Here is an 18415-nt window from a genome sequence, read left to right as displayed (position 1 = left end):
GCTTGAGCCACTAAGCCACACGCTTGGCCATCAGGCCCCGTCCATATATTGGGCGGGGCCTGATGCGTAGCGGGGGTTTACAGGTAGCGGAGGTTTACAGGTAGGCAGCCAGCACCCGTCGGACCCGCCGCAGGATCTCGTCGCGCTGGTAGCGCAGCTGGCGTGAGCTCACCCGGACGATCGTCCAGCCTTGTGAGGCAAGGAATTCCAGGCGTTCGATGTCGTCGGCATAGTCGTCGGGATTGGTCCAGTGCTGCTCGCCGTCGTACTCGACGCCGACTTTCCACTGCGGCCAGCCCATGTCGACGCGCCGCTTACCGACCCTGATCTGGGTGACGGGACGAGGGAGCCCGCCGCGCACGAGCAGAAGCCGAAGTTCGGTTTCCTTCGGGGATTCCGCGCCGCCGTCGGCGAGGCCCAACGCGGCGTGTAGCCGACGGATACCGCGCGCGCCGGGGTAGCGGGCGGCGATGTGCTCGACGTCGGCGACGGTGCATCCGGTGGCGTTGAGAAGCGCGTCGATCCGTTCGATTCCGGTGTCGCCGACGGTCCATCGACCGAGGTCATACGCGGTGCGGGCCGGTGTCGTGCAGTCGATGCTCGCGCGCATGCAGATCTCGTCGTCAGCGATGACACCGCGGTGGATGAGAATGCCCGGCGGTGATGAGCCGCGAGAATGTGCGATCTCTGCTGGGCCTCTGTCGGGCAGCCAACGCGTCCCATGCATCGCCGCGGCCGAGCATCCGACCAGGGTGGCCGTCCCGTGGGACCACAGCCACGCCGCGACAGCGCGGTGCGTCGCCGTCAGTCGGAGACCCGCCGGTGCATAGACGTTGCGATACACCTGAACGTATTTCGTGCGCAGAGTCTGGCGGGTCACGATGCCGGCGGCCAGCGCGTGGCTTCCTAGGATGATGCCGTCCACATTTGATTAGGCGCACGGACCCGCCAAACGGTTCCCCAAAGTACGGTTTCTGACGAAAAATCGCCGATATGCGTCAGCAACCGTACGCTCGGCGCGCTAAGAGTCGAGCAGTCGACGGCGCTCGGCCTCGACATCGAAATCCGCGGGCGGCCACGACAAGTCCAACCCCTCGAGCGCTGAGATCAGCATTTCGGTGACCGCCAAGCGGCTGTACCACCGGCGATCGCACGGCACGACATGCCACGGCGCGTACTCGGTCGACGTGCGATCGAGCATCGCCTGGTAAGCCTCTTGGTACTTGGGCCACAGCAGGCGTTCGTCGATGTCGCCCGCGTTGTACTTCCAGTATTTCGTCGGGTCCTCGAGCCGTTCGAGCAATTGCTCCTTCTGCTCGTCGAGCGAGATGAACATCGCGACCTTGACCACCGTCGTGCCCCCGTCGACGAGTTCGCGTTCGAACGCGTTGATCTCGTCGTAGCGCGGCTCCCAGACGTCGGCTGGCACCAGATTGTGCACCCGCACGACGAGCACATCCTCATAATGCGAGCGATCGAAGACGCCGATGTGCCCCGGCGGCGGCAGCGCCCGCCGAATCCGCCACAGGTAGTGGTGCGCCAGCTCCTCTTCCGTCGGTTTGCCGAACGCGGTGTAGCGCACGCCCATCGGATTGACTACGCCGACAACGTGTTTGACAATTCCACCCTTACCGGCCGCGTCCATGCCCTGCAGCACCAACAGCACCGATCGCTGATCGTCACATGCCTTGTGATTGGCGTACAGCATCTCCTGCAGCTCGGCCAGCCGAGCGCTGCGTTCGTCTTGCACGTCGGCGGCGTCCGATTTGTCGCCGCCGAAGCCGGGCGTGGCCCGTGTGTCGAGATCGGCGATCTGGTCGCCGGCGGCGAACCTCAGCAGACGCGGCATATCGGAGGAGGACATGCCCGCAGGCTAGTCGGATCTACTGCTTCGGCGGCAGCGCAGGCGACGGGTGTGGCGCCTTACGGAACTTCTCCAGCGATCCGCCGACCTCCACGATGCCGCACAGCGCGTTCCACGACAGCATCGTGAGGTAGTCGATCAACTCGTCGGAGGTCATTCGCGGGTTCGACATCCAGGAGTGCGTGGCCAGCTGCACGCCGCCGACCGTGTGATACGCCCACGGCTCGACGCCACCGGTGTCCATGCCCGCCTCGGCCATCCGCCTGCGCAGCATCACCGCCAGCATGCGGGCGATGATCTGCTCGGAGTTCGCCACCGCCTTGCTCTTGCTGGCCGAGTTGTTGGCCATCACGAACCGGTACGGCTCGGGCTCGGCGGCCACCGTCTCGACGTAGACGCGGATGATCTCGCGGGTCAGGTCGTAGCCGTCCAGGTTCGACGACAGCGCCGCTGCCATGTTCGGAATCAGCGTGGTCTGCGCGAACCGCATCATCACCGCGGTGGTCAGGTCGTTCTTGTCGACGAAATACCGGTACAGCACTGTTTTCGAGACGCCGATCTCGGCGGCGATCTCGTCCATGCTGACGTTGCTGCCGCGCCGCCGGATGGCCTCCAGGGTGCCGTCTACCAGCTCGTTTCGGCGCTCCACCTTGTGTTGGTGCCAGCGCCTCTTGCGTCCATCGGTCTTGACGGCAATAGCCTCGGTCTGCTGTGCCACTATCTCCGCGATCCGTTCCGTAGTTCCCCTCGATAGTACGGCTGATCTTGTCTGTCAGCGTTCTGGCAGCGAACCCGCGCCCGTCGTAGCGGATGATGGAGCAGTGGCACACAGACCGCCCGCCGGCCGGCGCACGATGACGGCCAACCCGGCAGCGCGCCCCAGTTTCGCCGAGTCGCTGGCGGGCGCCGACAGCGCCGCCGACGCCGAACGGCAGCGCGGGCTGCGGCGAATGAAGGTCGTCGCGCTGTCCTTCCTCCTCGGCGCCACGGTGGTTTTTCTGGTCTGCACCTGGGCGCAGTCGCACGGCGCCGCGGGCTGGGTCGGCTATGTCCGTGCGGCCGCCGAGGCCGGCATGGTCGGCGCGCTGGCCGACTGGTTCGCGGTCACCGCGCTGTTCAAGCATCCGCTGGGCATCCCGATCCCCCACACCGCGATCATCAAACGCAAGAAAGACCAGCTCGGCGAGGGCCTGGGCACGTTCGTGCGGGAGAACTTCATGTCCCCGGAGGTCATCGCGACCAAGCTGCGCGACGCGCAGGTCGCGGGCCAGCTCGGCAAGTGGCTTTCGGAACCCTCGCACGCCGAGCGGGTCGCGGCCGAAACCTCCAATGTGCTCAGGGTTCTGGTGGAGATGCTGCGTGACGAGGACGTGCAGCAGGTGCTGGACCGGATGATCGTCAAGGGCATCGCCGAACCGAAGTGGGGCCCGCCGATCGGGCGGGTACTCGCCTCGCTGCTGGCCGAGGGCCGCCAGGAAGCACTCATCCAACTGCTCGCCGACCGGGCCTTCCAGTGGTCGCTGAACGCCGGGGACATCATCGAGCGCGTCGTCGAGCGGGATTCACCGACCTGGTCACCGCGCTGGGTGGACCACCTGGTCGGCGACCGCATTCACCGCGAGTTGATGGACTTCACCGACAAAGTGCGCCGCAACCCCGACCACGAGCTGCGCCGCTCGGCGACTCGATTCCTGTTCGAGTTCGCCGACGACCTGCAGAACGACGACGCCACCATCCAGCGGGCGGAGAACGTCAAGGAGCAGGTGATGGCCCGCGATGAGGTGGCGCGGGCCGCCGAGACGGCCTGGTCGACGGCCAAGCGGATCATCCTGCAATCCATCGACGACCCGTCCTCGGCGTTGCGTGGCCGCATCGCCGCGGCCGCGGTGCACATCGGGGAGTCGCTACGCGACGACGCCGACCTGCGCGACAAGGTCGACAACTGGATCATCCGCGCGGCCCAACACCTGGTCACCGAATATGGGGTGCAGATCACAGCGATCATCACCGAGACCATCGAGCGGTGGGACGCCGACGAGGCGAGTCGACGCATCGAATTGCACGTGGGCCGTGACCTGCAATTCATCCGGATCAATGGCACCGTGGTGGGGGCGCTGGCTGGGCTCGTGATCTATTCCGTAGCCCAACTACTCTTCTGACCTGCGCTAACCGCTGCTTGCAAAAGTTAGCACCCCGACGTACGGTTGGAGTTGTCGCACCTGAGTTATCCAACCTGAACGAGTCGAGGGGGCCGTGAATGTCGCAGGATGAAAATCTTGCCACCGTCGTGTCCAGTGCTGCACAGACCGCCGCGCAGGACATCGGGACCTTCATCCGGACCCAGCGCGAAGCTGCCCAGGTTTCGGTGCGGCAGTTGGCCGAGAAGGCCGGCGTGAGCAATCCCTACCTCAGCCAGATCGAGCGGGGATTGCGCAAGCCATCCGCCGACGTGCTCAGTCAGATCGCCAAGGCGTTGCGGGTCTCCGCGGAAGTGCTCTACGTCAGGGCCGGGATCCTCGAGCCCAGCGAGACCAGTGAAGTCCGCGACGCCATCGTCACCGACACGGCGATCACCGAGCGGCAAAAGCAGGTGCTGCTCGACATCTACACGTCATTTTGCCAGCAGAACGAGGCCCAAGGTGAGGAGCCCACGACTGACTAGACACACCGACTGACCACACCCACATCAGAAACTTCAAAAACGCTGTACTGAAAGGAATTACGACATGGCCAAGAAGACCACTCCGGCCCGCAACCAGCCGACCGCTGACGACCTCAAGGCCCCGCTACTTGCCGCGGTGGGCGCTGCCGACCTGGCCCTGGAGCGTGTCAACGAGATCGTGGCGACCCTGCGTGACCGCGCCGGCGACGCCCGCTCCGACGCCGAGGCCCGCGTCGAGGAGAGCCGCGCCCGCCTGAACAAGCTGCAGGAGGAGCTGCCCACCCAGTTCGACGACATCCGCGACCGGCTGAGCTCCGATGAGCTTCGCAAGTTCGCCGAGACCTACGCCGATGCCGCGCAGACCACCTACAACCGGCTCGTCGAGCGCGGCGAGGCGGCCATCGAGCGCCTGCGCACCCAGTCGGGTCTCAACGAGGCCGCGGGCCGCGTCGAGGGCTACACCGACCAGGCCGTGGAGCTGACGCAGGAGGCGCTGGGCAACGTCGCCGCGCAGACCCGCGCCGTCGGCGAGCGCGCCGCCAAGCTGGTCGGCGTCGAGCTGCCGCGGAAGGCCGAGAAGTCGGCGCCGCCTGCCAAGTCGACGGCCAAGAAGGCGCCGGCCAAGAAGGCCGCGGCCAAGAAGGCGCCGGCCAAGAAGGCCGCGGCCAAGAAGGTCACCCAGAAGTAAGAAATCCGACACCTGGGCTTCGGCCCGGAGTCGACCAAGGGGACGTAACCCGCATAGGCTGTGGAGCGTGGATCTCCAAGTCCTTGTGGGTTACGTCCTCTTCGCGTTGCAGATCGCGGTGATCGTGGCGGCGGTCTATTCGTTCGTGCACGCCGCGATGCAGCGCCCCGACGCGTACACCGCCGCAGACAAGCTGACCAAGCCGGTCTGGCTGGTGATCCTCGGTGTCAGCGTCCTGCTGGCGCTGGTGTTCGGCGCCAGCATCATCGGCACCGTGATCGCCGCGGTCGCCGCCGGCGTCTATCTCGTCGATGTGCGGCCCAAAATCCTTGAGATTCAGGGGAAGTCGCGATAGTGCGCGGGATGGCTGCGGTCGCGGCAGCGGCCGTGTGTACCGTCGCGCCACTGTTGGCCGCTCCCGTCGCCGTGGCCGACCCCGCGCCCCCACCGCCCTACATCGACAACGTCACGTGGGCCAAGTGGGGCGACCTGTCCAGCCTGCGGGTGTATCCGACGGCCTCGGGGCGCCAGGCGTCCGGCCTGGGCAGCGCCGTCACCGCCGACTCGGCATGGGCCGAGGTGCTGGCGCTGTCACCCGACGCCGACCTGCCCGGTATGCGCGAACAGTTCGACTGCCACTGGCAGTTCGCCGAACTCGGCAGACCCGGTAAGAGCAGCTGGAACCTCGAACCGTGGCGGCCTGAGGTCTCCGAACAGCAGATGCTCGAGGCCGGCTGCAATCCCGGCGGTACCGAAGAACCGTTCTGATGCGCGGTCACCACCGGGACGAGGTGGCCGCGCTTGTCGACCACACGCTGCTCAAGCCCGAGGCGATGGACGCCGACGTGGCACGGTTGGCCCGCGAAGCCACCGAACTCGGTGTGTACGCGATCTGCGTGTCACCGTCGATGGTGTCGGCCGCCCGTCGCGAGGCCGAACCGGGGCTGACGATCGCCGCCGTCGTGGGATTTCCGTCGGGCAAACACCTTTCGGTCATCAAGGCCGAAGAAGCGCGGCTGGCGGCGGCCGCGGGCGCGACGGAGATCGACATGGTGATCGACGTCGGTGCCGCGGTGGCCGGCGCCATGAGCACGGTGCGCGACGACGTCGCGGCGGTCCGCGCCGCACTCGATGACCGGGTCACGCTGAAGGTGATCGTCGAGTCGGCGGCGTTGCTGGATCTCGCGGGCGAGCAGACGCTTGTCGACGCGTGCCTGGCGGCCGTCGACGGCGGGGCGGACTTCGTCAAGACGTCCACCGGTTTCCATCCCGCCGGCGGTGCCTCGGTGCGCGCGGTCGAACTCATGGTCGCGACCGTCGCACCTCGCGCCGAGGTCAAGGCCAGCGGCGGCATCCGCACCGCGGCCGATGCGATCGCCATGCTCGAGTCGGGCGCCACCCGCCTGGGCCTGTCCGGCACCCGTACGGTGCTCGACGGCCTGGACGCAGAGCCTCATGATCGGCCGCACGACCAGGCCAATAATTGACGCTGACTGCGAAAATTTGCTGTAAACAGTGGGTAGCTGTGTGATGATCTTGGCCGGAAGCGCTTCCTAACAGGTAGACCGGCAGATAGGATCTCCACATGACAGATCACACGCGTTTGCTTCGCAGGCTTTCGGCGGTTGTCGGTATGGGCGCCATCGTCGCGATGGGCGCCTTGACCGCGGCCTGTTCCAGCGACGAGGAGCAAGCCCCTGGCACTGAAACCACTGAGACAACTCAGACGGAGACGACCACCGAGACCACCCCGACGTCTCCGGCCGCTCCCGTGGAACCGACCGAGAAGGCGCCACGTATCGACTCCGGCCCCAACCCGTTCTCGCCAACCGTTCATGCGCCTCCGGCTCAGGGGCCCACACCGGGCCGCCACAACGGCCCCCGGGGTCAGTAAGCACAGGCTCTCGGCGCTGGCCGCGGCGGCGGTGCTGCTGGTCGCATCCGATCTGTGCGCGGGGTGTGCGCCCCGCACCGCGGAGACGATCACCGGCCCGTATGCGAAGCTGCTGGCCAGCTCGAGCGACCTGGGGCCATCCCGGTCGGGTGACGCGCAGCTCACCGTCACCCTGACGGATACGCACGGCGCCCGGGCCCTGACGGACTGGGCCGGCGCCGAAGGCCTGTGGGTGCGATGGCGCACCGGCGACCGGTGGGCGATCGTCGAGGGCGCCGCGGCCGACGTGGCGCGCGCGTTCGGCGTGCCGGTGCGCGACTACCGCGGCCTCGACGGGCAGGAGTTCTACGCCTCTGCGCAGCAGCCGTCGGTGCCTGCCGCGCTGCGCGACGTGGTCACCGGTGTCGGCCGGATCATGAGCTACACGCCGCATCGGACGGCCAGCCCGGGCTTCTTTCCGCTGGACGTGCCCAAGGGCGGGTTGACACCGCGCGGACTGCTCGATGCCTACAACGCCACACCGCTGGTCGATGCCGGCTTCACCGGTAAGGGCCAGACCATCGTCGTCTTCGCTTTCGACAGAGCCGACCAGGAAGACCTCGACACGTTCGCCGACACGTCGGATCTGCCCCGGTTCACCCCCGTGCTGGTCGGTGGTCAGCCGGAGGAATCCAACGGCGAGGCGGCGATGGATCTGCAGGTGGCGCACGCCATCGCGCCGGATGCCCAGCTCGTCCTCGTCAACGCGCGGCCGACCGTGGAGGGCGACGGCGCCTACGAGAAGATCGGCCGGATGTTCGAGGAGGCCGACCGCCGGTTCCCGGGTGCGGTCTGGAGCCTGTCGATCGGGTGGGGCTGCGAGGCGATGGTGACTGCAGCTGATCTCGCGCCGGTGCAGGCCGCGCTGACCGCCGCGCAGCGCCGCGGCACGTCGGCGTTCGACGCCAGTGGCGACACCGCGGGCCTGGAGTGCAAGGGCGGCGAGAAATGGTCTGCCCCACCGGGACCCGACGACGTCGGGCTGGACTCGGTGTCCTCCCTGCCGACGATGACCTCGGTGGGCGGCACGACGCTGTCGACCGGCCCGCGCGGGCAGTGGCTGGCCGAACACGCGTGGGTGGATTCACCGCTGTCGCAGGGCACCAGCGGTGGGGTGTCGGCCCTGTTCGACCGGCCCCCGTGGCAGGAGCAGTTGTCGGTCACGCGCGACACCAAACGACGCCGCCTGACACCCGACGTCGCCGCCGTCGCCGACCCGTTCACCGGCGTCAGGTTCATCTTCGACCAGCGCGAGGTGGTCGGCGGCGGCACGTCGCAGGCCGCGCCGATCTGGGCCGCACTGACCGCGCTGATGAACCAGTACCTGCTGGCCAACGGCGGGCAACTGCTCGGCGACCTCAACCCCCTGTTGTATCGGGTCGCCAGCGGATCGAACCGTCCCGGATTCCGCGATGTGCGCAAGGGCGGCAACGCGGTCGACCTGGCTCAGCCCGGCTATGACCTGGTGACCGGGCTGGGCACCCCGAACACCTACAACCTCGCGCGCAACCTTCTCGACATCCAGAAGGGAACGGCGCCTCGGTGAGTGGATCGGGTCCTGCGGTGCCGACGACGAACTGCCCCGGGTGCCGCGCCGAGGTGCCCGTCGCCGCGTTCTGCGGTAACTGCGGTGCCCGTCTCGCGCGCCGCGACGACGACGGCACCCGGTTGCGCCTGGGCGCCTACGCGGCGGCCCCTGGCGAGCACACGCTCCGGTTGGCCGTGGCCAGTTCGTTGCTTCCGCACCTGCCACACTCGTCGCGCGCGCCGTTCCGGGCCGGGCTGGCCGTGCTGGCGCTGGCGCTGCTCACCCTCGCCCTGGTGCGCTGTCAGGCGGCGCTGATCGTCGTCGGCGCGCTGGGCCCCCCGCTGATCTTCGCGCTGTATCTGCGCGAGTCCGGTGTCGGTCGCGACCTGCCGATCCGTTCACTGGCGCTGCCCGCCGGGGTGGGCGTCGCGCTGGGCATCGGTTGGGCCTGGGTGACCGGCAGGATCATCGCCGAAACCCACGATGTCGCGCTCGGCGCCGCACCGTCGGTCGAGGACACCATCTTGGGAATGGTGATCCCGGTGGGCGCGGCGGTGCTGATGCTGGTGCCGGTGGTGGTCATGCGACTGTCACGGCCGGATACCCGAGAAGCGTTGGACGGCTACGCGATAGGGGCGTGGGGTGCGCTGGTGTTCACCGCGGCGGGGACACTGACCCGGTCGGCGCCGCAGTTCGCGACCGGCATCACCGACCATGACCGGCCGATCGGGGGCCTGCTGGTGCAGGCGGCCATCCAGGGGGTTGCGCTGCCGCTGACCGCTGCGGCGCTGGGCGGACTGGTCGGCGCGGCGCTGTGGTTCGGCAGGCCCAAGCTCATTGTCTTCGGTGTGCTTGTGACACTGGGGCTTTACCTCGCGGTGGGGCCGCTGGAGCTGTCGCCGCTGCTGGAGGGAATGCACGCAGGGGTGCATCTGCTCATCGCGGTCATTGCGCTGCTGGCCCTGCGATTCGGCCTGCAGGTCGTGCTTCTGGGCGAGGTGCACGAACCGACGACCGAGGGTGCGCACGCGCGGTGTCCGCACTGTGAGCACGTCATCCCCGACACGGAGTTCTGCCCGAACTGCGGGGTCTCGCGGCGGGCGGCACCTCCTGCGTCGCCCGGCACCCGACCCGACCGCGAGACCGAACCGGCGCCCGGCTATGCGCTGCCCGCGGATTCCTATGCGGCGGTGCCGGTTCGGCGCACCTCATACCCGCGACTGCTGACGGTGCTCGGGGCGGGCCTGGCCGTCGCGTTCGCCGGGGGAGTGACGGTCGCCGCACTGGCCACTCCGGAGGCGCCGAAGTACGTGTGCCCGCCGGACTGCGGGCGGCCTCCGATCGCCGAACCGGTCGAGTCCAACCCGCGCTTCGTCTCCGCCGACGGAGAATTCTCCGTGCAGTACCCCGGACCGGGGACGGCCTACAACGCGATACTGCGACCGGACGGGGTGGAGTTGGACTTCGTCGGCGGCGACACCGGCACCATGCAGTTGCTCGGACTGCCCGCCGAGGGCCGCACCCCGCAGCAGATCACCGACGACCTCGTGAAGGCGACGTATCCGAACGCCACCGTCGAGTACGAGATCCCCAATGCCATGGTCGGATACGAACCGGGATACGGCATCGTCGCCGACGAGTATCCGCAGGACGCCAGCGGTAGATTCACCAGACTTCGGCTGGTGGTGATGACGGCGGTCAAGCACGACTACGCGTTGGTCGCGGCGGCGATCGGCCCGTACCGCGAGTTCACCCGCGACTTCGGGACGGGCCATCCCTCCGGGGCCAACCTTCAGCTGGCGATGGATATGGGCAAGTACGTCAACAGCTTTCGCTGGGGTGACCGACTGGGCTGAGGTTACAGCCCCGCGAAGCAGGGATCGTCCTCGCTCTTCGGGATCGATGCGTTCTGCGTCGAGAAGCGGCTCACCACACCGGAGTCGGTGACCTGAACCGAATCGGCGTGAATGCCCATCGGATAGTTCTTCGTCAACTGCGAGGTGAACGCGTCGAGCGCGGGCTGCACGGTCTCGCGGGGCAGGCTGAAGCCCAGCCCGGTGAGCCTGGTGACTTCCAGCGCGATCCCGTTGTCGTCGACGACGGGTTTGGCGGTGACGCTGCCCAGCGCACCCTCCAGTTCGATCGTTCCGGCCGACGGGTTGGTCGTCACACCGGTGACGAAGGAGCCGACCAGCGGGATGGCGTCCTGAATGGTGCGAAGGATGCCGTCGGCGCTCCAGTTGATGTCGGCGACCAGTGAGCCGACCGAGCCGCTCGAGGTCGGGGTGTTCTCGAGGCGCACGTCCTTGATGGTCAGGTTGACCCGCATGCCCTTGGCGTCGCGGATCTGGTTGCCCGCGGTCTCGATGTGGATGTTGGTGTAGTGGCCCGACATGTGCTGGATGAGAAACGGCGGCAGGGCGCCGAAGGAGGCGCTGGCGTCGTCGCGCACCACACATTCGACGACCTTGGCCACCACGCTGTCGGCGCGGTTGCGGGCGTACAACTCGCCGGCCAGCACGCCGGCCACCGTCAGCGCCACCACGATGACCACCACGAGAACGATCGACAGCGGGTCGCGGAACAGGTTCTTGAGCACCTCCGCCGGCGAGCGCTTCTGCTCAGCCGGTGGCTGCGGGCCCGGTCCTTCGGCCGCCGGCGGCGGAGCCTGTGCAGGTGGCGGGGGGCCCTGCGGAAGCGGCGGTGGCTGGGGTGGCTCGGGTGGCTGATTGGGGCGAGCCCAGGGATCGGTCACCCCCGCGATTCTGCCTTACCTGTGCGGGTGAACTCTGCGCGGTTGCTCATCACCGCGATCGTCTCGCGCACCTTGGCCGCGGCGTCGAGGTCGACGTCGGTGACCAGCAGCTGCGGGTCGGCACCCGCCACCACCACGGTGGCCCCGACCGGCGAGGCGACCAGGCTGCCGCCCACGCCGGTGGGGCCGGCGGCCGCGAGCTCGTCGCCCGGGTAGGCCTGATCGACGGCGGCGACGAAGCCGGTGGTGTCGATGGCGCGCGCCCGGGCCAGCAGTGTCCACTGGTCCAGTTTGCCGGGGCCGTTGCCCCACGACGCGTGCACGGTGATGAGTTGGGCTCCGCGGCGGGCCAATTCGATGTACAGCTCGGGGAACCGGATGTCGTAGCAGAGCGTGAGGCCGACCGCGACCGGACCCTGACCGCCGTCGACCGTGATCACCACCGGTTCTGTGCCGGGCGCGACGGTGTTCGATTCGGTGAATCCGAAGGCGTCGTAGAGGTGGATCTTGTCGTAGTGGGTGTCGATGAATCCGTCCGGGCCGGGGCCCGCCGCGAGCAGGGTGTTGGTCACCCTGGGGTGGCCATCCCGGGAATCGGCGGGAACGAACATGCCCGCGACGACGACGACGCCCGCCCGCTCGGCGATCGCGCGGACCCCGGACGCCCACGGCCCGTCCAGCGGTTCGGCGATCGGTGCGAGCGGGACACCGAACCGGCACATCGTCGCTTCGGGGAACAGCACCAGCCGGGCGCCGGCATCGGCGGCACGCCGGGTGTAGTCCTCGACCAGTCCGAGGTTGGCGGTGGGCTCGGTGCCGCTTTGGATTTGTGCGAGGGCGATCCGCATGTCGTCAGCGTACTGGCACAAAAGGGTGCTTTCGATGCATGTAGAACGAGAATCACACTCTCATCTCACAAAGAGTGTTGCTATGATCACACCCGCTCGGATGCAGGCTTCGCACCGCCATGGAGGACCGACTGATCACCGCAGGCGCCGTCCCCGCGACTCTGACCGCGCGGTACGAAGCCGAGGGCTGGTGGACGTCGGAAACCCTCGGCGCGTTGGTGTCCGAGGCGCTGACGGCCAGCCCCGACACCGCGTTTCGGGTGCACTCGAGCGTGCGGCCGTTCACCGGCACCTTCGCCGAGGTCGAGACCGTGGCGCGACGTCTGGCGGCCGGGTTGCGTGCCCGCGGGGTGGGCCCCGGCGACGTCGTCGCCATGCAGCTGCCCAACTGGATGGACGCGGCCGCGACATTTTGGGTCTCGGCGCTGCTCGCGCGGTCGTCGAGCCGACCCACGCGACAGGCCTGAGCGCTAGCATTTCCCGGTGTCTTGGGTGGAGCGTGCCGTGGAGCGATCGGCGGCCGTACAGCGCTCCCGCGAGCGCATCGCCCAGCAGGTTCGCCAGATGCTCGATGCCGCGCGGCGGCTGGTCGCCACCAAGGGTGACGAGTTCACCACCCAGGAACTGGCCGCCGAAGCCGGGGTCGCGCTGCAGACCTTCTACCGGTATTTCGCCAGCAAGGACGAGTTGCTGCTGGCCGTGGTCGGCGACGCGATGGTGGATGCGTGCGAACGCTGGGTCAGTGCCACCGCCGAGATGCCCGACCCCCTGATGCGGCTGCGCTTCTACATCATGTCGACGTTGGAGCGTCTGGGCGGCGACAGCCGCGACGCCTCGATGGCACGGTTCGTGGTGTCGACGCGCTGGCGGTTGCATCGGCAGTTTCCCAAGGAGCTGGCCGACGCCGAGAAGCCGTTCGTCGATCTGGTGCGTACCGAAGTGGTTGCCGCCATCGATGCCGGACTGCTCAATCCCTGTGATCCCGAGTGGGATTCGTGGTTGATCACCGAATTGGTCCGCTCGGTCTACCACTTCTATGCCTTCGCCCCGCACGCCGAAGGCGAACTCGACGAGCTCAAGGAGCGGTTGTGGCGGTTCTGCCTGACCGCGCTGGGCGGCGCTACGCGTTCTCCGTGAGCCACGCCGTGGTGAACCGCTGCTCGGCGATCAGCAACTCGACGAGTTGACTGCCGATGAAGTTCTCGATCTTGCCGCCGACCAGGGGCACGTTGACCTCGACGGTCGCGGTGAACTCCAGCCGTGAGCGGCCGTCGGTCGGGGCGAGCACCGCGGTGCCGCCGAGCTTGGCCGGCGCGCCTTTGATGGCGCCGTTGACCGTCGCGGTGGCCCGCCCGTCCCGGACAGGCGACCAGGTCTCCTCGCGTATGAAGATCAGGTCGCCGCGGTGGAACTGGGTGACGATGCCGGGCAGCCGGTCGGAGCGCAGCGTCTGCGTCGTCACGACGTCGATGCCGCCGTCGGCGTCGACGGTCATCGACTCCAGCGAGTAGTCGTCGGCACCCGAATCGGTCAACCGCGCCAGCCAGTACCGCTGGTCGCTGAACGCCTGGTGGACCTGTTCGACGGTGCCTTCGTATTCGGCGGCCATGTCGAATGAGCGCGGCATAGCTGGCCAGGCTACCGTTACCGCCCGTGGTCAGTTCGCTCATCGGGGGTGCGGCCGTCGAGGAGGCGGTGCCGCTGGCGCCGTTGACCACGCTGCGGGTCGGGCCGGTGGCCCGGCGGCTGATCAGGTGCGACACCACTCAGAAGGTCATCGACGTGCTGCGCACGCTCGACGGTGATCCGCTGATCCTGGCGGGCGGGTCCAACGTCGTGCTGGCCGACGACCTGCCCGACCTCACGGTGGTGTTGATCGCCAACTCGGAGATCACCGTCGAGGACACGGTGGTGCGCGCCGAAGCGGGTGCGTCCTGGGACGACGTGGTGGTCACCTCCCTGGCACACGGGCTGGGGGGACTGGAGTGCCTGTCGGGCATCCCGGGCTCGGCGGGAGCCACCCCGGTGCAGAACGTCGGGGCCTACGGCGCCGAGGTGGCCGACACCATCCGGCGGGTGCGGCTGCTGGACCGCCGCACCGGCGAGCAGCGCTGGGTGACTCCGGAGACGCTGCGGTTCGGCTACCGCACCAGCGTGCTCAAGGGCTCGCAGGACTCGATCGTGCTCGAAGTGGAGTTCGCGCTCGACCCAGACGGCCGAAGCGCACCGCTGCGCTACGGGGAGTTGACCAAGGCGCTTGGCGCTGAACCGGATTCGCGGGTCGATCCGACCGAGGTGCGGGCGGCGGTGCTTGCGCTGCGGGCGCGCAAGGGAATGGTGCTCGACGACCCCGACCACGACACCTGGAGCGTCGGCTCGTTCTTCACCAACCCGGTGGTGACGCCCGCGACGTTGCGGCGGATCAGCGACAGCGTCGAGGGTCCGGTGCCCAACTACCCCGCGCCGGACGGGGTGAAGCTGGCCGCGGGTTGGCTCGTCGAGCGCGCCGGCTTCGCCAAGGGCTATCCCGGCGAGGGGGCGGTCGCCCGGCTGTCGACCAAGCATGCGCTGGCGATCACCAACCGCGGCGGGGCCACGACCGCCGATGTGATTGCGCTCGCAAGGACGGTACGCGACGGTGTGAGAACGACATTCGGGATCGATCTGGTGCCCGAGCCGACCCTGGTCGGCTGCTCTCTGTAGGTACGCTGGGTTCACGTGAGCCCAGGCCCCAGCTTCGACGCGGTGCCGCCGCACGTCAGCAGGCGGCGGGCGTTGACCGTGCTCGCGATCGGCCTCGTCGCTCCCGGCGCGCTGGCCGCGTGCGCGGGCCGGTCGGCCACCACGTCCGGCGAGGCGAGCGCACCGTCCGCCCCGTCGATCAGCTTCGAGCCTGCCGCCGGCGCCACCGACGTGAACCCGACCGCGCCGGTGCGAATCGAGGTCACCGACGGCTGGTTTCAGCGCATCGCGCTGAGGAACCCGGACGGCAGGGTCGTCGCCGGGGTGCTGGACCGCGACCGCACCTCGTTTCACACCACCGAACCGCTGGGCTATGGCGTCGACTACGGCTGGAGCGGCTCGGTGGTCGGACGCGACGGCAAGGCCGTGCCCGTCGAAGGCGGCTTCACCACCGTCAACCCCGTCCGACAGGTCAGCGGGCAGTTCCAGCTCGCCGACGGTCAGGTCGTCGGTGTGGCCGCCCCGATCATCCTGCAGTTCGATGCGTCGGTCAGCGACAAGGCCGCCGTCGAGAAGGCCGTCACCGTGACCACCGACCCGCCCGTCGAGGGCGGCTGGGCGTGGCTGCCCGACGAGGTCGGCGGCTCACGCATGCACTGGCGCAGCAGGGAGTACTTCCCGCCGGGCACCAAGGTCAACGTCGACTCCCGGCTCTACGGCGTGCCGTTCGGCGACGGCGCCTACGGCGCGCAGGACGCGACGCTGCACTTCGAGATCGGTCGTCGCCAGGTGGTGCGGGCACACGCGCCGTCGCACCGGATCCAGGTGATCGACGAGCTGGGTGGGGTCATCATGGACTTCGCCTGCAGCTACGGCGAGGGCGACCTGGACCGCAACGTCACCCGCAGCGGCATCCACGTCGTCACCGAGAAGTACGAGGACTTCTGGATGACCAACCCGGCCGCCGGCTACGCCAACATCCACGAGCGGTGGGCGGTGCGGATCTCCAACAACGGCGAGTTCATCCACGCCAACCCGGCCAGCCTCGGGTCGCAGGGCAGCAGCAACGTCACCAACGGCTGTATCAACCTGTCCGAGGGCGACGCCGAGCAGTACTTCCGCTCGGCGATCTACGGCGACCCCGTCGAGGTCACCGGGACCCGCATCGAGTTGTCCTACAGCGACGGCGACATCTGGGACTGGGTGGTGCCGTGGGAGGAGTGGAAGGCGATGTCGGCGCTGACCGAGGCGCCCTCGCCCGACGCGATTCCCAGCACCGCACCCGCCACGCCGTCGGGGGCGCCGCAACCGGCCGGCCGCTGAGCGATTTGTGTGCATTCTGTTGCGGTGAGCGCTCCTCAACGCACACGAATCACCGGTTAGCGGCGGTTGAAGCGCGAGGCGCTGGCCTGATCGCGCGGCCGGATCACCACGAAGTCCAGGTTGACGTGCGCCGGCCGCGATGCGACGAACCCGATCACCTCCGCGACGTCCTCGGCGACCAGCGGGGTCACCCCCTCGTACACCTTGGCCGCCCGGTCCTGGTCTCCGTCGAACCGGCGCAGCGAGAAGTCCGTCTTCACCATGCCCGGCGCGATCTCGGTGAGCCGCACCGGTTTTCCCAACAGCTCACCGCGCAGCGTGCGGTGCAGCGCGCCCTGCGCGTGCTTGGCCGAGGTGTAACCCGAGCCGCCGTCGTAGGTCTCGAACGCGGCGATCGAGGTGACGGTGACGATCAGCCCGTCGCCGGAGTCGATCAGCTTGGGCAGCAGCGCGCGGGTCACCCGCAGCGTGCCCAGCACGTTGGCCTCCCACATCCAGCGCCAGTTCTCGATGTCGGCCTCGGCCACCAATTCCAGGCCGCGGGCCCCGCCGGCGTTGTTGACCAGCACCGAGACCTGCCCGGGCAGGCTGTCGACGCGGTCGGCCAACGCGGCCACCGCGTCGGCGTCAGTGACGTCGGTCACAATCGCGGTGCCCCCGATCTCGGCGGCCAGCGCTTCGATCGGCTCGGCGCGGCGCGCCACGCAAATCACATGAAAACCCTGGGCGGCAAGGGTTTTCGCGGTCGCTTCGCCGATGCCGGCGCTGGCGCCGGTGACCACCGCAATCCGGCCGTCACTGTTCGCGGTCATCATCTGCCCAACTGTAGTTCCCGTGCTAAATTTCTCCTCGTGTCCCGGAGCTGTTGTTGTCGCCGCGCGATCTGCCGCGCTTGAGCGACCCCGGATAACTGCTTCGCTGTCCCGCTGAGTCGCCAGGTGTGGCGCCGACCCACCTCCCGTCGACTCCCCGAAGGACACCCCGTGCGCACCACCACTCTTCCCCGTCCCGCCTCGGCCGCTCACGCCAAGCGCGTGCTGTTGGCCCGACACCACGTCGTGGCCCCCTCGCTGCGGGTGGCCGACGCCGCCGCGGCCTCGGTGTTCGGCGCGGCCCGTTCGCGCGGACCGATCGCGCGCGACGTCATCGCCCGCGTCACCGGACTGAGCATCGCCACGGTGAACCGGCAGGTCACCGCGCTGCTCGACGCCGGCATTCTGCGTGAGCGCGCCGATTTGGCGGTGTCGGGCGCGGTCGGCAGGCCACGGGTGCCTGTCGAGGTCAACCACGAGCCGTACCTGACGCTGGGCATCCACATCGGCGCCCGCACCACCAGCATCGTGGCCACCGACCTGTTTGGCCGCACGCTCGACGTCGTCGAGACCCCGACGCCGAAAGGGGCACAGTCCGCCGCGCTGGCGTCGCTGGCCGACAGCGCCCGCCGGTACCTGAGCCGCTGGCACCGGCGTCGCCCGCTGTGGGTGGGGGTGGCCGCGGGCGGCGTCGTCGACGGCGCCACCGGCTCCCTCGACCATCCGCGGCTCGGCTGGTCGGACGCCCCGGTCGGGCCGGTGCTGGCCGAGGCGCTGGGCCTTCCGGTGTCGGTGGCCTCCCACGTGGACGCGATGGCCGGCGCCGAACTGTTGCTGCGGACCCGGCGGGCGCCCACCCCGGCGTCGACGAGCCTGTACGTCTACGCCCGCGAGACCGTCGGCTACGCGCTGTCGATCGGTGGCCGCGTGCACTCCCCGGAGAGCGGGCCGGGCACCATCGCCGCGCTGCCCGCGCACTCCGAACTGCTGGGCGGTACCGGCCAACTCGAGTCCACGGTCAGCGACGAGGCCGTGCTGGTCGCCGCGCGCGCGGCGCGCGTCGTACCCGCCGACGGACCGGGCTCGACGATGCCGGGCGTGCTCAGGGCCGCCCGGTCCGGCAACGACCGGGCCCAGGCGCTGCTCGCCGAGCGGGCGCGGGTGCTCGGCGAGGCCGTCGCGCTGCTGCGCGACATGCTCAACCCCGACGACCTGGTGGTCGGTGGGCAGGGGTTCACCGAGTATCCCGAGGGGATGGGGCTGGTCGAGGCCGCATTCGCGGGGCGGTCGGTGATGGCCCCGCGCCAGATCCGGGTCACG

18 protein-coding genes and 2 pseudogenes are annotated in these 18415 nt (G+C 68.9%); 13 read left to right on the top strand and 7 right to left on the bottom strand.

Annotated elements, in window-relative coordinates:
* Positions 1-94: 94 nt before the first annotated feature.
* From ABQE89_RS19295 to ABQE89_RS19285, 3 genes are all read right to left on the bottom strand, one after another.
* Positions 95-925 carry an endonuclease domain-containing protein gene (locus tag ABQE89_RS19295; RefSeq protein WP_448419528.1) on the bottom strand — a complete coding sequence of 277 codons (831 nt, stop codon included), beginning with the start codon at positions 923-925 and terminating at the stop codon, positions 95-97.
* 96 nt (positions 926-1021) lie between these two features.
* Positions 1022-1864: a polyphosphate kinase 2 family protein gene (locus ABQE89_RS19290; RefSeq protein ID WP_448419526.1), complete on the bottom strand. Its 843-nt coding sequence runs from the start codon at positions 1862-1864 to the stop codon at positions 1022-1024.
* A gap of 19 nt (positions 1865-1883) precedes the next feature.
* The gene (locus ABQE89_RS19285) at positions 1884-2582 is read right to left on the bottom strand and encodes a TetR/AcrR family transcriptional regulator (RefSeq protein ID WP_448419524.1); all 699 of its coding nucleotides are present in this window, start codon (positions 2580-2582) and stop codon (positions 1884-1886) included.
* 136 nt (positions 2583-2718) lie between these two features.
* On the opposite strand from ABQE89_RS19285, the gene ABQE89_RS19280 reads away from it, so the two are divergent.
* The 8 genes from ABQE89_RS19280 (at position 2719) to ABQE89_RS19245 (ending at position 10531) form a co-directional block, all read left to right on the top strand.
* Positions 2719-4023: a DUF445 domain-containing protein gene (locus tag ABQE89_RS19280; protein WP_448419647.1), complete on the top strand. Its 1305-nt coding sequence runs from the start codon at positions 2719-2721 to the stop codon at positions 4021-4023.
* A gap of 98 nt (positions 4024-4121) precedes the next feature.
* The gene (locus tag ABQE89_RS19275; RefSeq protein WP_448419522.1) at positions 4122-4526 is read left to right on the top strand and encodes a helix-turn-helix domain-containing protein; all 405 of its coding nucleotides are present in this window, start codon (positions 4122-4124) and stop codon (positions 4524-4526) included.
* 64 nt (positions 4527-4590) lie between these two features.
* Positions 4591-5214, top strand: coding sequence for a heparin-binding hemagglutinin (locus ABQE89_RS19270; protein ID WP_448419520.1), 624 nt, complete (start codon positions 4591-4593; stop codon positions 5212-5214).
* Between the two features lie 67 nt (positions 5215-5281).
* The gene (locus tag ABQE89_RS19265; RefSeq protein ID WP_448419518.1) at positions 5282-5569 is read left to right on the top strand and encodes a DUF2516 family protein; all 288 of its coding nucleotides are present in this window, start codon (positions 5282-5284) and stop codon (positions 5567-5569) included.
* 8 nt (positions 5570-5577) lie between these two features.
* Entirely contained in the window at positions 5578-5982 is a 405-nt protein-coding gene (locus tag ABQE89_RS19260; RefSeq protein WP_448419516.1) for a DUF2599 domain-containing protein, read from the top strand.
* The gene (gene deoC, locus ABQE89_RS19255) at positions 5982-6701 is read left to right on the top strand and encodes a deoxyribose-phosphate aldolase (protein WP_448419514.1); all 720 of its coding nucleotides are present in this window, start codon (positions 5982-5984) and stop codon (positions 6699-6701) included. The genes ABQE89_RS19260 and deoC overlap by 1 nt, the downstream gene beginning before the upstream one ends.
* 348 nt (positions 6702-7049) lie before the next feature.
* Positions 7050-8693 carry a S53 family peptidase gene (locus ABQE89_RS19250; protein ID WP_448419512.1) on the top strand — a complete coding sequence of 548 codons (1644 nt, stop codon included), beginning with the start codon at positions 7050-7052 and terminating at the stop codon, positions 8691-8693.
* Complete coding sequence (locus ABQE89_RS19245; RefSeq protein WP_448419510.1) at positions 8690-10531, top strand: zinc ribbon domain-containing protein; 1842 nt, start codon at positions 8690-8692, stop codon at positions 10529-10531. The genes ABQE89_RS19250 and ABQE89_RS19245 overlap by 4 nt, the downstream gene beginning before the upstream one ends.
* 2 nt (positions 10532-10533) lie before the next feature.
* Here the strand turns inward: ABQE89_RS19245 and ABQE89_RS19240 are convergent, their stop codons facing one another.
* Together ABQE89_RS19240 and ABQE89_RS19235 are read right to left on the bottom strand one after the other, a co-directional pair.
* Positions 10534-11430: an LmeA family phospholipid-binding protein gene (locus ABQE89_RS19240; protein WP_448419508.1), complete on the bottom strand. Its 897-nt coding sequence runs from the start codon at positions 11428-11430 to the stop codon at positions 10534-10536.
* Positions 11427-12278 carry a carbon-nitrogen hydrolase family protein gene (locus ABQE89_RS19235; RefSeq protein ID WP_448419506.1) on the bottom strand — a complete coding sequence of 284 codons (852 nt, stop codon included), beginning with the start codon at positions 12276-12278 and terminating at the stop codon, positions 11427-11429. The genes ABQE89_RS19240 and ABQE89_RS19235 overlap by 4 nt, the downstream gene beginning before the upstream one ends.
* 119 nt (positions 12279-12397) lie before the next feature.
* On the opposite strand from ABQE89_RS19235, the pseudogene ABQE89_RS19230 reads away from it, so the two are divergent.
* Both ABQE89_RS19230 and ABQE89_RS19225 read left to right on the top strand, forming a co-directional pair.
* Positions 12398-12709: pseudogene (locus ABQE89_RS19230) on the top strand (AMP-binding protein); the annotation flags it as partial.
* Positions 12710-12842: 133 nt separating this feature from the next.
* Positions 12843-13415 carry a TetR/AcrR family transcriptional regulator gene (locus ABQE89_RS19225; protein ID WP_448419645.1) on the top strand — a complete coding sequence of 191 codons (573 nt, stop codon included), beginning with the start codon at positions 12843-12845 and terminating at the stop codon, positions 13413-13415.
* On the opposite strand, the gene ABQE89_RS19220 is transcribed toward ABQE89_RS19225, so the two are convergent.
* Positions 13399-13905 (bottom strand): DUF2505 domain-containing protein, encoded by a 507-nt coding sequence (locus tag ABQE89_RS19220; RefSeq protein WP_448419504.1) that lies wholly within the window; start codon positions 13903-13905, stop codon positions 13399-13401. The genes ABQE89_RS19225 and ABQE89_RS19220 overlap by 17 nt on opposite strands.
* A gap of 26 nt (positions 13906-13931) precedes the next feature.
* Here ABQE89_RS19220 and ABQE89_RS19215 point away from each other — a divergent pair, with 26 nt between their 5' ends.
* Both ABQE89_RS19215 and ABQE89_RS19210 read left to right on the top strand, forming a co-directional pair.
* A complete protein-coding gene (locus tag ABQE89_RS19215; RefSeq protein ID WP_448419502.1) occupies positions 13932-14981 on the top strand; it encodes a UDP-N-acetylmuramate dehydrogenase in 1050 nt (349 codons plus the stop codon).
* 15 nt (positions 14982-14996) lie between these two features.
* Positions 14997-16283, top strand: a complete 1287-nt coding sequence (locus ABQE89_RS19210) for a L,D-transpeptidase (RefSeq protein WP_448419500.1) — start codon at positions 14997-14999, stop codon at positions 16281-16283.
* A 56-nt stretch (positions 16284-16339) separates the two neighbouring features.
* Here ABQE89_RS19210 and ABQE89_RS19205 read toward each other — a convergent pair whose 3' ends face one another.
* Complete coding sequence (locus tag ABQE89_RS19205) at positions 16340-17095, bottom strand: SDR family oxidoreductase (RefSeq protein WP_448419498.1); 756 nt, start codon at positions 17093-17095, stop codon at positions 16340-16342.
* 126 nt (positions 17096-17221) lie between these two features.
* On the opposite strand from ABQE89_RS19205, the pseudogene ABQE89_RS19200 reads away from it, so the two are divergent.
* Positions 17222-18313, top strand: a pseudogene (locus tag ABQE89_RS19200) (ROK family protein); the annotation flags it as partial.
* Positions 18314-18415: the final 102 nt, after the last annotated feature.

Source organism: Mycolicibacterium sp. XJ1819 (genome assembly GCF_053483675.1).
This window is presented reverse-complemented; position numbering and strand designations above follow the sequence as displayed.

Excerpts from the sequence above, each read along its gene's own strand:
- ABQE89_RS19225 (WP_448419645.1), top strand. The coding sequence starts at position 12,843 with ATGCTCGATGCCGCGCGGCGGCTGGTCGCCACCAAGGGTGACGAGTTC.
- ABQE89_RS19205 (WP_448419498.1), bottom strand. The coding sequence starts at position 17,095 with ATGACCGCGAACAGTGACGGCCGGATTGCGGTGGTCACCGGCGCCAGC.
- deoC (WP_448419514.1), top strand. The coding sequence starts at position 5,982 with ATGCGCGGTCACCACCGGGACGAGGTGGCCGCGCTTGTCGACCACACG.
- ABQE89_RS19275 (WP_448419522.1), top strand. The coding sequence starts at position 4,122 with ATGTCGCAGGATGAAAATCTTGCCACCGTCGTGTCCAGTGCTGCACAG.
- ABQE89_RS19290 (WP_448419526.1), bottom strand. The coding sequence starts at position 1,864 with ATGTCCTCCTCCGATATGCCGCGTCTGCTGAGGTTCGCCGCCGGCGAC.
- ABQE89_RS19280 (WP_448419647.1), top strand. The coding sequence starts at position 2,719 with ATGACGGCCAACCCGGCAGCGCGCCCCAGTTTCGCCGAGTCGCTGGCG.
- ABQE89_RS19235 (WP_448419506.1), bottom strand. The coding sequence starts at position 12,278 with ATGCGGATCGCCCTCGCACAAATCCAAAGCGGCACCGAGCCCACCGCC.
- ABQE89_RS19220 (WP_448419504.1), bottom strand. The coding sequence starts at position 13,905 with ATGCCGCGCTCATTCGACATGGCCGCCGAATACGAAGGCACCGTCGAA.
- ABQE89_RS19270 (WP_448419520.1), top strand. The coding sequence starts at position 4,591 with ATGGCCAAGAAGACCACTCCGGCCCGCAACCAGCCGACCGCTGACGAC.
- ABQE89_RS19260 (WP_448419516.1), top strand. The coding sequence starts at position 5,578 with ATGGCTGCGGTCGCGGCAGCGGCCGTGTGTACCGTCGCGCCACTGTTG.
- ABQE89_RS19250 (WP_448419512.1), top strand. The coding sequence starts at position 7,050 with ATGCGCCTCCGGCTCAGGGGCCCACACCGGGCCGCCACAACGGCCCCC.